The following is a 14,259-nucleotide window of genomic DNA, read 5'->3' as shown; positions in this document are numbered from 1 at the left end:
TACTTGAAGAAGGAGATTATTTTAAATAAAAGCTATATCTTTATCTCAAATTTCAGTTAAATTTCATTGTAAAGTGAAGAAAATAGCTTATTTAGTGAAAGAATGGGGAATGCTGTTCGTGTGGATGATGATTGGAATTATCTCGGTAAAAGCAGAAACAGGAGTATTTCCTACGGCAGATTCGGTGAAGCAAGTTTTGTTTATCAGCTCTTATCACGAAGAGCAAATATGGACGAGAAATATCATTGAGACGGTAAAACGGCAATTGAAGGATGCCGGGTTGAGGGTTGATTTGAGAATTATTCATTTGGATTCTAAAAGAACAAAAGATAAGGATAAACAGGCCGAAATCTTATTTCAGACGTTGAGTGAAATCCGGGGGAGACAGGATTTGATTATTGTCTCGGATAAGGAGGCCAATCAAATCTTTTTTTCATTGGATATTCCGATGATAAAAAAAATTCCGGTTGTTTTCTGTGCGGTGGCAGTCTCTGATGACAGAAAACAAGAGGGCTGGGAAAATGCGACGGGAGTGGTTAGTAAATTGGATTACGAGAAAGTTTTTTTACTGGGACGGAGATTATTTCCGGAAGCTCGTAAAGTATATGTTATTTCGGACAGTACGGAATCCGGAAGGATGCATAAAAAAATGGCCCAAAGCCAATTGGTTAAATATGAGCGTGTATTCCCGATAGAATACGTGGGAGAACATGAAGCGACGGTGGATGATTTAATAAGGGAAATGGAAAATTTTGATCCTCTCTCTTTTATTATTCTTTCGACTTGGCAGCGGGATCGGCAGGGGATGTATAGGTCTGCGGAAGTTTATTATCCTATTTTTTCAAAGGAGGCTCCGGCGCCGATCCTGTCTTCGATGGATTTTGCCGGGGGAAACGGTATTTTGGGCGGGTATTTGTTGCGGGCGGAGGATCAAGGAACTCGGGCGGGAAAATTAGCCGTGAAGATATTGAAGGGGGAGGATGTCCGGAATGTGCCGGTTGATACGGCAGAGGGTGTCTTTATGTTTGATGACTTGCAATTAAAGCGTAGGCGGGTAGAACGGGCGATTTTGCCGGAAGGAAGCGTTATCGTGAATGAACCTGATTCCCTATTTGTGACTTATCGGAATTACATATTCTTTTTTGTTGTTTTCATCGTTCTTCTTGTCATTTTATTAGGGTTATTTCTTTTTTTCTATTTACGTTACCGAACAATGTTCCACAGGAGTCAGAAACTGGAAGCGGCGGCTAAAGGAATGGCAAAAAATTTGGAGCGAAAAACAGAGGTTTTATCCCATACGCTCTCTTCGATGGAGGAGGGTATTGTTGTTGTGAATCGGGAGATGGAGGTGTTGGAAATGAATCGTATCGCCTTGGAAAATGTGGGATACGGGCAGGATGGAATAGGAAAACGTTTGAATGAGGTGTGCAACATTTGTGTGGATGGGGATGAAAAATATATGCAGCGTGTTATACGAAAAGTGATGGAAACGGGGAAGAGACAGGTGTTGAATGCGGATGCGTTGTTGGTTTCGACACGGGGAGAAGTAAAGCATGTGACGGGAAGTATATCTCCTTTATTTGATAGTTTGCGTGGTGTTGCCGGAGCCGTGTTGATTTTCAGGGATATGACGGATGAATTGCAACAACAGAGATTCTTGAAGATTTCGATAGGGATATTACGTTTTTATACGTGGGTATTTAATATCGATAAACAGACTTTTGAATTTGGAGAAGGGTTCGGGGAGACGGGAGCTCAAAAAGAGCCTTTTGATACCTTGGAGAAATTTGCACTCTATGTTCATCCGGAAGATCGAGCCGGATTTAGTGAGTTTTTCGAAAGGGTACAAAAACAGGATAGTGGCGAATTTACGGCGGCTTATCGTGTGGATTACAAGGGAAACGGTCAGTACAGTTGGTGGGAATGCCGGGGTGTCGTTCAAACCATTGAGGTGGGTAAAGGGAAGAAAATAAAGTATTTATATGGGTTGGATATCAATATAGAACAGCATAAGCGAATAGAAGAAGAGTTGAAACACGCTATGGAAAAAGCGGAAGAATCCGATCGTTTGAAGTCCGCTTTTTTGGCAAATATCTCTCATGAAATACGGACTCCTCTCAATGGAATTGTCGGTTTTGCAAATCTAATATGTGAAAAGGATTATTCCCATGAAGAAAAGCAAACATTTTGTGCCGCGATCAATAAAAATAGTAAACTGCTTTTGTCTTTGTTGGATGATATTTTGGATCTTTCTCGTATCGAATCCAATTCGGTCGGATGTCAGGTGGAAGAGTGTGACGTAAATGAGTTGCTTAATTCGGTTTTTGAAACTCATCGGCTTTTGATGCCTGAACGAATTGTTTTGGTAAAAGAGGAGATTCCAACAGGTTTACGGGTAAAAACGGATAGCGTGAAACTTACGCAGGTCTTTACGAATATTATTAATAATGCCAAGAAATTTACCTCACAAGGAAAGATTACTTTAGGAACACGGCTCTCGGAAGATCGGGAATGGTTGGAGTTTTCAGTTGCTGATACGGGAGAAGGGATTCCGGAAAAGAGTTTGCCGCGTATTTTCGATAGGTTTTATAAAGTGGATGAGTTCAAGCCGGGGGCAGGACTGGGTTTGCCTATTTGTAAGGCTATTATGGATTTGTTAGGTGGTGATATTCGCGTCGAGTCTGAATTGGGAAAAGGTACCACTTTTTATTTTCGCATACCTCTTTATCTGGATGAGGATAAGGGACATTTTGTCTTTGAGGTCTCTAACGAGCCGGAAGATTGGCCTGTGATAGCGAATGAGGATAAGAAGCATATTTTAATAGCCGAAGATACGGATAGTAATTATCTATTGTTAAAGGCATTGTTGAAGAAAGATTATATGTTGGATCGGGCTCGAGATGGAATAGAGGCCGTGGAAATGTTTAAGAAAAATAAGTACGATGCCATCCTGATGGATTTGAAAATGCCTCGTATGGATGGTTTGGAAGCAATGATAGAGATCCGTAAATTTTCGGATATCCCTATAATCATTCAAACGGCTTATGCATTCGAAGTGGATCGGGAGAAATGCTGGGAGGCAGGATGTACGGATTTTATAAGTAAACCTATAAAATCCGTGACGATACATTCTATTTTGAAAAAACACCTCTCTTGACGGGGATATTGGAATTATGGTCTGAAAGGGAATTGATTCTTCAGAAAAGAAAGGAATAAAAAAAAGCCTTACAGAATTTGTAAGGCTTTTTGTGGCTCCTCAGGTAGGACTTGAACCTACGACCTACGGATTAACAGTCCGCCGCTCTAACCAACTGAGCTACTAAGGAATTTTCTCAAAAGCGATGCAAATATATGGATTTGTTTGGTTCCTGCAAAATATTTTAGAAGAAATAATTTGAAAAAATCAACGGGAACGGGAGTTGCGAAAGGACTATTTTCATAATCAGGTGGATGAAATCGTATTGAAATGTTGTAGATTTGCAGCATCAATAAAAAAGAATAGCTATGGATTATATGAAAGAGTTAAACGTGGCAATCACGGTATGTGATAACGACGGAAATATCTTGATGATGAATGATAAATCTCAAAAAACGAATCACGGTGATCTGGTGGGACAAAACGTGTTGGATTGTCATCCGGAGCCGGCCCGAACGAAATTGCTCGGCTTGATGGAAACTCATTCGACAAATGCTTACACGATTGAAAAGAACGGCGTTAAAAAACTGATTTATCAGACACCCTGGTATGAAAACGGAGAGTACCGGGGACTGGTAGAATTTTCCTTGGAGATACCTTTTGAAATGCCGCATTATATTCGAAAACCCAACAAGGTTTGACGGGATGGAAAATTTATAATGGAAAATGGGTAGCTGTTGAAAAGTTACCCTATTTCTTTCGGTTGGATTCCGTCAATGAAAACTCTTTGAAATTCTCTTTTATAAAACTCTTGGGTAGTTTTAGAATGACTTCCCGGTAAGAGTGTTCGATTAACTCCTCGATCAGTTTATCCGATAACGATCCGTGAATGTATACGGTGTTCCAGTGTTTCTTATTGAAATGATACCCCGGGACGATTTCGCTATACTCTTCCCTTAACATAATCGCTTTTTCCGGCTGACACTTTAAAGCGATCCATTCAAAAGGTAGGATATCGGTACAGGCGAACATTTTGTTGAAGACCTTAAACACCAGCGTGGTTTCATCGAATGGAAACTCTTCTGTCGTGTGCGGAAAGGAGAGGCAAATTTCCCGAAATTCTTCGATATTCATAAATTCTTGTTTTAAGAGTTCTGACAAAAGTATAATTATTTCATTCGGAATAATGTAATGCGTGGGATAAATTCATAAATTTCTTGTACGAGTTTTATTAAATGTGGCTTTTGGTATTTTAAATGGTTGAAAAAGGGATAGAATATCTTGAATGAATTTTCGATAGCCTTTCTATATGAATGAATATAATAGATGGTTCATGCAACTTCGTTTATCCGAATGCCGATTTCAGAATCTTATTTTCCGGTTTCGGAAAAATTTATCTGGTAGACTTGAAAGTAAGCTGCTATTTTCGTCTAAAAATAAAAAGAAGATGAAAGTAGCAATGAATTTAATAACAGTGTTGATTTTGATAACGGCACTAGTTTCGTGTGGGGATTCCATGCGGAGCAATCGAGAGCGGAAAATGGTTGTACGAACGGCCTCGGCCGTGAAGGAGCCCTTGCAGAATCGGTGGGAGTTTTCGTTTATATCTGCTCCTTTTCGGGTATCGGAACTCTCTTTTCGGGTAGGAGGACCTATCGATCGTTTTGAAGTCTTTGCCGGAAATTATTACAAAAGCGGTGACGTTATTGCTGAAATTGATGCCCGTGATTTTCGTATCCGTAAAGAACGGGCTGAAGCCGTGTATCGACAAATGCATGCCGAGTTCGAGCGGATTCGGATTCTTCATGATAAAAAAAATGTATCTGCAAGCACCTTTGAAAAGGCTAAAGCCGATTATATATCGGCAAAAACGGCTTATGAAACGGCAGTTAACGAATTGAATGATACCCGGTTGATTGCACCTTTTGATGGATATGTCGGGGAGGTGTATATTGAGAAATATCAAGAGGTGAAAGCTTCGCAACCGGTTATATCGTTTGTTGATATTAATAATCTGAAGATAGAAACATATGTTAATCAGCAGGTCCTTTTGAGCAAGTCTTTGAATCAGGAGGTAGAATTGCGTTTTGATGCGATACCAGATAGGGTATACAAGTTAAAGATCGAGAAGATATCCAAAAGTACGACACCAAATAATCTTTCTTACCTGTTAACTGCCTTATTGCCGAATCAACGTGAACAGTTACCGGCAGGTATGTCCGGAAAGCTTTCTTTCCGGCCCTCAGAGACGATTGCAGATTCAAACGTTATCATTCCGTTGAAAGCTGTTTGGCATAGTCCTGCAAAAGAAGATTTTGTGTGGATTGTTAATAAAGAAAAGGGACGTGTTAGCCGGCGGAAAATAACATTGGGAAAATTAATGCCTGAAGGAAAGGTATGTATTGAGACCGGTTTGATTGAGGGAGAAGTCGTGGCGGTTAGCGGACTTCGCTTTTTATCGGAAGAAATGGAAGTACATATCGGGGATGAAGAATATATCTGATGGAACGTGAAATTCTAATTATTCAACAGGTGGTGGGCGTATTTCGATTATACGGCATTCGATCACTCTCCTTGGAAGAGATAGCCAAACTTATAAATCTGACATCCCATACCCTGAGAAAGTATTTTCGAACAAAGGAACTATTATTGTTGAAGTGTGTTACATACAGGATAAGTCAGGAAGAAATCTTTAACAATGCGGATGAATGTTTACCGGATATGATGGTCGATTTTGTCGAGGTTTATCCCGAATTGTGCGGAAAGTTAAGCCGTCGTTGTTGTCTGGAGATAAAAAAATATTATCATGATGTTTTTCATTTTCTGGATAATTTTTTAGATAGCTATGCTGTTGCTTGTCGGGATAAGGTGGAAGACGCGATTGTAAACGGGTATGTCCGACCCACCGTATCGCCACATCTTGTTTACACTTTTTTTAGCAAACATTGGTCAAATCTTTTTATGCCGGATGCCTGTTCATTCTCGTTATCGGAATCACTTGAAATAACCAAACGTATTCAAGCCTTCACGAGGGAAATTGTGACAATAAAGGGACAGATTTATATAAATGAAAAATTGAAAAACAGAAGTTATAATGAAGCTGATTAAATATTTTTTGCAAAAGAAGTCCGTGAGTGTCTTGCTGCTTGTTTTGGTCTTGTTTGGGGGGGTGTTCTCTTACTTGAAAATGGGGAAATTGGAAGATGCTCCTTTCACAATTAAGCAGGCCTTGGTAATTACGCCTTATTCGGGGGCTTCGCCTTCGGAGGTTCAGACACAAGTAACGGATGTATTGGAAGAGGCAATCCAATCTATGGGAGAACTCTATTATTTAAAAACGGAAAACCGGGCGGGGCTTTCTAAAATTACGGTGTATGTAAAAAAAGAAATTCGTGCCTCCGAAATGCAGCAATTATGGGATAAGCTTCGCCGAAAAGTAAGCGATGTACAAGGAAAATTACCGGTTGGGGCGGGTCCGTCCGTTGTCAATGACGATTTTGGAGATGTCCTGGGCGTTTTTTATGGTTTGACAGGGTCCGGGCATAGTTACCGGGAACTGGAAGATCAGGCTAAATGGATTAAAAATGAATTGCTAAAAGTCAAAGATGTAGCCAAAGTGGAAATTTATGGCGTACAAATGCCTACGATCGAAGTACGAATAAGCCCCTCCGTCATGTCGCAAAGTGGTATTACGACAACGGATATTATACATGCTTTCGAAGGACAAAATAGAGTGGTGGATGCCGGGGGAATAGAATCGGGAATGAATCGTATTCGTGTTGAATCCACAGGGAATTTTTATTCGCTTGATGATATTCGGAATTTGACGATCGTTTCCAGAAGTAGTGAACATTTTCGGCTGGGAGATATTGCTGAAATCAGTGAGGCTTATCAGATGCCAGCGTCGAACATTATGCGGATCAATGGAGAACCGGCTATCGGTATCGCCGTTTCGACAGTCCCTACCGGGAATGTGGTGGATATGGCAGAACTCGTGAAAGAGCGAATCGATCAATTTTCGGGGAAACTTCCGGCGGGATATCATCTTTCCTGTATTTATGATCAGGGATATGAATCGGATGTCGCCAATCGCGGGTTTATTGTCAATCTGATCGTTTCCGTACTCACGGTTGTGGCTATTTTACTTTTCTTTATCGGGTTTAAAAATGGAATTTTGATAGGTAGTGGACTGGTATTTTCTATATTTGCTACGCTTATCGTGATGTATTCCAATGGGATCGCGCTACAACGCATGTCGCTGGCTGCGATTATTATTGCCATGGGCATGCTGGTGGATAATGCCATCGTTGTGTCCGACTCCTGTTTGGTCAATATGCAACGGGGCATGCGTAAAAGAGTAGCCTTGATGCGGGCCTGTTCTTCGACGGCCTTACCCTTGCTGGCGGCTACGGTTATTGCTATTCTGACCTTTATGCCTATTTATTATTCTCCGCATATTACAGGAGAGTTGTTGTCCTCGTTGGTAATTGTTATTGGCGTGTCACTCATGTTCAGTTGGGTGTTTGCTCTTACGCAAACTCCGTTTTTTATTCAGGAATTTGTTCGCCGTCCACGTCCTGCCGAGTTGAAAGAGAATTTGTTTTCAGGGAAATGGTACGACATTTTCCGTTCCTCTTTGCATTGGGTGATCCGGCGTAAATACCTGGTTCTGTCCTGCCTGGTTGTGATGCTTTGTCTTTCTGCCTGGAGCTTTCGATTTATTCCGAAGGTTTTTGTTCCGTCACTTGATAAGCAATATTTTACCATTGATATGTGGTTGCCGGAAGGTTGCCGGATAGAGGAGACTGACCGTATCGCCGAAGATATGACCGATTATATTCGTACTTACGGGGAAACCGAGAGCGTGTCTGCATTTGTGGGCCGAACGCCTCCGCGTTATTATTTAGCGAACGTCTCTTTCGGACCGCAATCAAATTATGCACAGTTGCTGGTGAAATGTAGGACTTCGTCGATGTCCCGTCAATTGCATGCTATATTGCAGGATTCTATTCCCGTAAAGTATCCGGAGGCCTTTGTCAAAGTCAATAAATTTGAACTTAGCCCGCTTACAGAAGCTTTGATTGAAGCCCGTTTCTTGGGACTTGATATGGCTGTTTTGGATTCGCTGACTGGAGTGGCTATTGAAATTATGCGGCGGAATCCAAAAGTTGCGGATGCTCGTAACGAATGGGGTAATATGACGATGGTGATCCGTCCTGTATATGATCCGGTGAAAGCTGGAATGCTGGGGATTACAAAAGCAGATATGATTCAGTCCGTGAAGTCTATTAGTGACGGATTTACGGTAGGTGTTTATCGGGATAAGGAGAAAAAAGTTCCCGTGCAACTTAAATCGGAAGTACCCAATGTCACGGATGCTGAGTCTTTGGGAAATTTTTCTATCTGGAATGGAAGTAAATCAGCTCCTCTGTCGCAAGTGACCGAACGTATTGAAACTACCTGGGAGTTTCCACAGGTCAGAACGTATAACCGACAATTATCGATGGCTGCCATGTGTGGTGTAAAGCCCGGACACACGATGGCCGAGGTACACGGAGAGATAAGGGGAGAGATTGAAAAGATCCGTTTACCTGAAGGATACTCTTTCTTTTGGGATTCGCAATATAAGGATCAGGGAGAAGGATTACAGGCACTTGCCAAGTTTTTTCCTTTGGCTTTTCTCTTGTTGGTGGTAATTCTTGTAGCTCTTTTTGGTAATTTTCGAGAACCTGTCATTATTCTTTGTGTACTCCCCTTGTCGATCATTGGTGTTGCTGTCGGCATGTTGCTTACCGGGTTCGAATTTGGCTTTTTCCCGATTGCCGGTTGGTTGGGGCTTTTAGGGATGATTATTAAAAATGTTATCGTGCTGCTTGATGAAATCAATATACAACACCGGAGCGGCATTAGCCTCTATACTTCTATTGTCGAAGCTACGGTTATTCGTACTCGTCCGGTATTAATGGCTGTAACGACGACCATTTTTGGTATGGTGCCTCTCCTGTTTGATGTCGCTTTCGGGGGAATGGCCGCTACTATTATTTTTGGACTGGCATTCGCAACCTTGTTGACACTGTTTGTTACTCCGGCTCTTTATACTGTATTTTATAACGTAAAAGAATATCAACGATGAAAAAGATTGGTTTAATGTTTGTGGCTTTAGGCTGTTTGTCGACGGTATCCGCACAACAAAGCTCATTACTCGATACTTATCGTTCTATGGCTTTGCAGTACAATCACGATCTTAAAGCTGCAGAGAAAAATATTTCAGTCAGTTTGGAACTTGAAAAATCGGTCCGTGCCGATAGAAAGCCGAAGTTGGCTGCGGATGCGAGTTTCCGGTATACGGGTAATCCGATGGAATTGTCCATCGATTTGCCGGTCGCGGGAGTATCCAAAAGTTTTGAAGGACAACATATGCAATACGGCGTATCGGTTGCTTTGTTGCAACCAGTTTACACGGGAGGCCGGATTCTCGAGGCCATTCGGTTAGTCCGGCATCAACAGGCAATGGCGGTCAACCAAGCCGAAATGGTGCGGGTTATGGTTTGTTACCAAACAGATATTCAGTATTGGAACACGGTAGCTCGTCGGGAGATCATTGATGTAGTCCAAGATTTTTATGATTCGATGGCTTCATTGGTAAAAACAATCGGGGAAAGAGTGGATGCAGGGTTGGCCGATCCTCAAGATTTATTGATGGCTGAGGTGAAGCTCAATGAAGCTGAATATCGCCTGTTGCAAGCAAAAAATGATTTCCAAACGGGATGTATGGCTCTTAATTCCATTATCGGTGTGGAATTGCAAAGTTCTACAGAAATAGAAACAGTTGTCCCAATGCTTGCCATTGGAGACTCCTTATCGTTATCGACTGGAATGAATCGTCCTGAAATTAAGATTGCTGAAGAACAGGTAAAGATAATCGAGAGTAGTTCGCGGCGAAATGATTCTCAATATAAGCCTCAGTTTTATGTGGGTATGGAAGGAAATTATACCTCTCCAGGATATAATTTTCGTTCGGATATGGATCCTAATTATGCTGCTTATGCCAAATTATCAGTACCTTTATTTGAATGGGGAAAACGTCGTAGTGAAAAAAGAGCTTCTACGGAGCAGATCGGTATGGCAATCGATCGGGTGAATCGGGTGAAAGATGAAGTGGCATTGGACATACAGACGGCTAATCTGAATTTATTGCAGGCGCAGGAACGAGCGGTTTTGAGTGAAAATTCATTGGAAAAGGCTCGTGAAAACGAAATAAAAGCGTTGGAACGTTACGGGGAAGGGAAAATTTCTATTTTGGAAGTAATCGACGCCCAGACCTATCGGCAGACTTCACAACTCAATTATGTACATGCTAAAGTGGCTGCTCAAAGTTACTATTCGGGTTTAATAAAAGCTTTGAATGCGTACGGATCTTTCTAAATATAACTAACTTTGCAAAAACGGTATTGAAGATAGGATGAATACAAGACTAAACTCTTTTTTATATGTCGGATTGTTTTCCGGTCTTGGGGTATTTTCTTTTCTTTTGTTGATCAATTATTCCGGTTTCCCGTTACTATTAACCGAAGCGTCATCCTTAATCGGGGTATGCCTGTTTTTTATTTTGACTTTCAATATATTGGGTTATTTTACAATTCGGATCAGTTCCTGGCTAAACGATAGTTATGCTTTAAACACTCGTAGCCGATTGAGAATTGTATTCGTGTACGTGGTGGTCATGCTGATGTTTTTACTGTTAAATTACGGGTTGTTGGTTACAGCTAAACTTTTGGTAGGTTTGGCGCATCCGTTTACTTTTCCGAATGGGGGAGTGCGTCTCTTGATCCTTGTCTGGTTGGTGGAATTGGTCATTCTTGGATTACTGCTTGCTTATCGGGCCATGCAGAATATGCTTTATTTGCAGCAACGTACGTCGGCATTGCAAAAAGAGAACGATACGGCTCGTTACATGGCTTTGCAAAATCAATTGAATCCGCATTTTTTGTTTAATAGTCTCAATACCTTAATCGCCGAAATCGAATATAATCCTCAAAATGCGGTGAGTTTTACTAAAAACCTTTCGGATGTTTATCGTTATGTATTGCAATGTCAGGATAGACTTCTGGTTACCATGGGAGAAGAATTGGAATTTTTGAACTCGTATCTTTTTCTGCATGAGGTCCGGTTGGGAAATTGTATCACTTGTAACCTGATAGTTGCTGACGATTGTAAAGAGCGACTTTTACCTCCTCTGACATTGCAATTACTGGTCGAAAACGTGATAAAACACAATTCGATATCTGCAAGTCGCCCCATGGAAATCAATATAGAGGTAGAAAGGGACACGTTGGTGGTTCGTAATCTGATTAAACCCAAGATAGGCGATTCCTCGCCTGGCGTGGGACTTCAGAATCTGTCTAATCGATGCGAGTTGATTACGGGCAAGAGTATTGAGGTTTGTGATAAATTTGGAGTATTTACCGTGAAAATTCCTTTTGCAAATGAGTAGTTTGAAGGTCGGCATTATTGAAGACGAGGTTCCTGCAGCCCGTTTGTTATATATGATGATTCATCGATTACGCCCGGACTGGGAAATCATCGTGTTGTCCGGAAACGTGGAAGAGAATATACAATGGTTTACCGAAAATTCTCATCCTGATCTTTTATTTCTCGATATTCATTTGTCCGACGGTAATTCGTTCGATTTTTTAAACGCTGCTCGTCCCTCTTCCGTTATTGTTTTTACTACGGCTTACGATCAGTATGCCGTGCGGGCATTTGCGGTAAACAGTATAGATTATATTTTGAAACCTGTTGATGAAAAAAGATTATTGGAGGCCATCGTGAAATACGAATCGTTTACTGCAGGTGGTAAATTGCGGGCAGAGGATTATCTGGATACGATTCTTAATAGTTTGCAACAGAGAGAAAAGCCTTATCGAACCCGTTTTTTGATTTCCGGGGGAGATCGATTCCGCCCGCTGGAGGTAATCGATATCGCTTATTTTTATTCTGAAAATAAGATTACATTCGCTGTAACCTATTCAGGGCAGGAGCATATTGTCGATCTTTCGCTCAATAAACTGGTTGAACAACTTGATCCCGATCAGTTTTTCCGCGCTAATCGTCAGGTGCTTCTTTGTGTGAAAGCCATCATGCGTATAGAACCTTATTTCAACGGTAAAGTCGTTGTTTTTGTAAAACCGCCCTTTAAATCCCAGATTACGGTTAGCGAAGAAAAGATAACCGCCTTTAAACTATGGTTGAATTTTTAGAAATGCTATGGTTTATTTGTAATTGCCTTCGATCTATCGAGATCAGGTAGACTATTTTCTAATCGAAAATTCATGATTGATGACGATTTAAAGTCTATTTATTATTAACGTTCTTCGTTGATTATATATCTTTTGCTGATGGCTGTAAATTCAGTTTTTTTATAAATTATGTAATCGATGGCAAAGAGGGAAATATTCAATGAGGTATCAGACCAAATAGTTGTAGATCATACTGGTCAGTATCTTTACAAAATATCGCTTTGTTAGTAATTTAAGTTTAGGGGAATAATGAATGACAAAAAAACTGGATATTAATTGCTTATAATTAAACACCTTTATTTTATTATTTGAATAGATATTATTAATAAGCAAAAGTAGTAAGGTAAAAATGAAGTTTAATATAACAGGATTTCGGTCTTTATATGACTTGTTAGATGCTTTTCCAACTGAGGAATCATGCATCATAAACCTTGAATGTGTTATATGGCTTTTTAAAGTAATATCTCCATACGATAAAAGGTCTCAAGTCTATCATTTGGGAAATCACAAGTACATGTGTAAAAACACCAAAAGAGTATTCCATGTTAAAATGGGGGCAATATTCCAAGGAACAAGAGTTCCATTAAGAAGGAGATAAAGCCATGTTAGTTTTACCTCTCCATACTCGTTTATAACAAGCAGAATAAGCATAAAAAGTAATACTCACTCATAAAAGCAGGAAATATTTCCCGCTTTTATTAATCCCGAAAAATATGTTTATCTTTATCTTTAATTTTCAAACGAGCCAAATAACAAGCGGTCGCATAGGTGATTCCAATACCTACAATTAATTCAATACTGAACATGGCTGCATATGACCAAGAAAATTCCATATTTCCAAACTCTCGCCACAAAAGGAGAATGCACATAAAAGGTAATATTTGCCAAAATGTTCTTTGAATAATTTTTTTCTGAATATTATTATTTTCCTTCATGATATTTATTCAAATACAATATTCCATAAAATCTTTATCCCTTGCCAAGCAGAGGCTCCAATTGCAAAACTAACGACATATCCCATTGCGGCTTGAATTGTTGCAAGACCCATACCCGGAATTAGAAGACCTTTGTAATCTATGAATATGAATGATGTTGCGAATCCTCCTATACCACCTTCAACATCTGCCCAGAAAATTTCTTCTGCCTTGCTTAAAAATGATTCAAACCAGCGATTCCAATCTCCGTCATACATCTCTTCTTCCGGAATGGCATTTGTTGTTTTTGCCTGAGATTCCATATTCTTTATTTGCTCCATCCAAAAAACAGAGCTGTATTTTGCCACGGACATACCTATTAATAATTGAGCCTGTTCTGACTCGGGAAGATCAGATTCTGCTACCTGTTTTTCTAATTTATTAATAGAAGATATAAGATCTTGTGGAGACGAATGTTTATCTTTACGTACTTTATCCTTAAGATTCTTATAATACTTTCGCTGTTTATCACTATTGAATAATTGATTGTTAGAAGATTTTGCCTGTACTCGTGATTCCATTTTCTGAATGTCTTTTTCAGTTATCTTTACTCCTTCCGCAAAAGGCTTTTTATTCATAAAATCAACTATAAGTTTGCTTAATTTCTCTTTTTCATTTTGAGAAGACTTGGCCGCCGGAGATTTAAAATACTCCTTAAAAACATACGCTAATGCTTCGTTATGATATTTCCCTATCGTGTCATAAGGATTTGTAAAATGAGTCTGATAATTTATTTTTCTTAAATCAAACTCGTTTTTTCTTGATGGTAAGTTGTCGTCATCATTACAACCCGCCATAACTAAAAGTAGGCATACGATGAAATTGAAGAATTTTACTTTTTTCATAATGT

Annotated in this window: 11 protein-coding genes and 1 tRNA gene; 8 read left to right on the top strand and 4 right to left on the bottom strand. The window is 40.1% G+C overall.

Going from position 1 to position 14,259, the window contains the following annotated elements; genetic code table 11:
• Positions 1-73: 73 nt before the first annotated feature.
• Complete coding sequence (locus DMB45_RS11370; RefSeq protein ID WP_041505036.1) at positions 74-3,157, top strand: ABC transporter substrate binding protein; 3,084 nt, start codon at positions 74-76, stop codon at positions 3,155-3,157.
• Between the two features lie 92 nt (positions 3,158-3,249).
• Here the strand turns inward: DMB45_RS11370 and DMB45_RS11365 are convergent.
• Positions 3,250-3,326: transfer RNA gene (locus DMB45_RS11365), tRNA-Asn, on the bottom strand.
• Positions 3,327-3,504: 178 nt separating this feature from the next.
• Here DMB45_RS11365 and DMB45_RS11360 point away from each other — a divergent pair.
• Positions 3,505-3,837 carry a transcriptional regulator gene (locus DMB45_RS11360; RefSeq protein WP_041502675.1) on the top strand — a complete coding sequence of 111 codons (333 nt, stop codon included), beginning with the start codon at positions 3,505-3,507 and terminating at the stop codon, positions 3,835-3,837.
• Between the two features lie 49 nt (positions 3,838-3,886).
• Here DMB45_RS11360 and DMB45_RS11355 read toward each other — a convergent pair whose 3' ends face one another.
• Complete coding sequence (locus tag DMB45_RS11355; RefSeq protein ID WP_041502676.1) at positions 3,887-4,270, bottom strand: MmcQ/YjbR family DNA-binding protein; 384 nt, start codon at positions 4,268-4,270, stop codon at positions 3,887-3,889.
• Positions 4,271-4,583: 313 nt separating this feature from the next.
• Between DMB45_RS11355 and DMB45_RS11350 the strand changes: the two genes are divergently transcribed.
• Genes DMB45_RS11350 through DMB45_RS11325 form a run of 6 tightly spaced genes read left to right on the top strand, consistent with a single transcriptional unit; the run spans position 4,584 to position 12,396 of the window.
• Positions 4,584-5,639 (top strand): efflux RND transporter periplasmic adaptor subunit, encoded by a 1,056-nt coding sequence (locus tag DMB45_RS11350; protein WP_041502717.1) that lies wholly within the window; start codon positions 4,584-4,586, stop codon positions 5,637-5,639.
• Complete coding sequence (locus DMB45_RS11345) at positions 5,639-6,244, top strand: TetR/AcrR family transcriptional regulator (protein WP_041505037.1); 606 nt, start codon at positions 5,639-5,641, stop codon at positions 6,242-6,244. Before DMB45_RS11350 ends, DMB45_RS11345 begins: the two co-directional genes overlap by 1 nt.
• Positions 6,231-9,269, top strand: a complete 3,039-nt coding sequence (locus tag DMB45_RS11340) for an efflux RND transporter permease subunit (protein ID WP_041505038.1) — start codon at positions 6,231-6,233, stop codon at positions 9,267-9,269. Before DMB45_RS11345 ends, DMB45_RS11340 begins: the two co-directional genes overlap by 14 nt.
• On the top strand, positions 9,266-10,561 hold the full coding sequence (locus DMB45_RS11335; RefSeq protein ID WP_041505039.1) for a TolC family protein: 1,296 nt from the start codon (positions 9,266-9,268) through the stop codon (positions 10,559-10,561). The genes DMB45_RS11340 and DMB45_RS11335 overlap by 4 nt, the downstream gene beginning before the upstream one ends.
• Before the next feature lie 37 nt (positions 10,562-10,598).
• The gene (locus DMB45_RS11330) at positions 10,599-11,630 is read left to right on the top strand and encodes a sensor histidine kinase (RefSeq protein WP_041502679.1); all 1,032 of its coding nucleotides are present in this window, start codon (positions 10,599-10,601) and stop codon (positions 11,628-11,630) included.
• Positions 11,623-12,396: a LytR/AlgR family response regulator transcription factor gene (locus DMB45_RS11325; RefSeq protein WP_041505040.1), complete on the top strand. Its 774-nt coding sequence runs from the start codon at positions 11,623-11,625 to the stop codon at positions 12,394-12,396. The genes DMB45_RS11330 and DMB45_RS11325 overlap by 8 nt, the downstream gene beginning before the upstream one ends.
• A gap of 737 nt (positions 12,397-13,133) precedes the next feature.
• Here the strand turns inward: DMB45_RS11325 and DMB45_RS11320 are convergent.
• Together DMB45_RS11320 and DMB45_RS11315 are read right to left on the bottom strand one after the other, a co-directional pair.
• A complete protein-coding gene (locus DMB45_RS11320) occupies positions 13,134-13,370 on the bottom strand; it encodes a hypothetical protein (RefSeq protein WP_041502681.1) in 237 nt (78 codons plus the stop codon).
• Between the two features lie 5 nt (positions 13,371-13,375).
• Positions 13,376-14,254: a hypothetical protein gene (locus DMB45_RS11315; protein ID WP_041505041.1), complete on the bottom strand. Its 879-nt coding sequence runs from the start codon at positions 14,252-14,254 to the stop codon at positions 13,376-13,378.
• Between the last annotated feature and the right edge of the window lie 5 nt (positions 14,255-14,259).

Origin of the sequence: Sanguibacteroides justesenii (assembly GCF_003204205.1) — a bacterium.
Lineage (GTDB): Bacteria > Bacteroidota > Bacteroidia > Bacteroidales > Marinifilaceae > Gabonibacter > Gabonibacter massiliensis.
Note: the sequence above shows the minus strand (reverse complement) of the source record. Positions and strands in the feature narration are given on the sequence as shown.

Coding starts and splice junctions, on each gene's coding strand:
- DMB45_RS11315 (WP_041505041.1), bottom strand. CDS start 14,254: ATGAAAAAAGTAAAATTCTTCAATTTCATCGTATGCCTACTTTTAGTT.
- DMB45_RS11320 (WP_041502681.1), bottom strand. CDS start 13,370: ATGAAGGAAAATAATAATATTCAGAAAAAAATTATTCAAAGAACATTT.
- DMB45_RS11340 (WP_041505038.1), top strand. CDS start 6,231: ATGAAGCTGATTAAATATTTTTTGCAAAAGAAGTCCGTGAGTGTCTTG.
- DMB45_RS11325 (WP_041505040.1), top strand. CDS start 11,623: ATGAGTAGTTTGAAGGTCGGCATTATTGAAGACGAGGTTCCTGCAGCC.
- DMB45_RS11335 (WP_041505039.1), top strand. CDS start 9,266: ATGAAAAAGATTGGTTTAATGTTTGTGGCTTTAGGCTGTTTGTCGACG.
- DMB45_RS11350 (WP_041502717.1), top strand. CDS start 4,584: ATGAAAGTAGCAATGAATTTAATAACAGTGTTGATTTTGATAACGGCA.
- DMB45_RS11360 (WP_041502675.1), top strand. CDS start 3,505: ATGGATTATATGAAAGAGTTAAACGTGGCAATCACGGTATGTGATAAC.
- DMB45_RS11355 (WP_041502676.1), bottom strand. CDS start 4,270: ATGAATATCGAAGAATTTCGGGAAATTTGCCTCTCCTTTCCGCACACG.
- DMB45_RS11330 (WP_041502679.1), top strand. CDS start 10,599: ATGAATACAAGACTAAACTCTTTTTTATATGTCGGATTGTTTTCCGGT.
- DMB45_RS11345 (WP_041505037.1), top strand. CDS start 5,639: ATGGAACGTGAAATTCTAATTATTCAACAGGTGGTGGGCGTATTTCGA.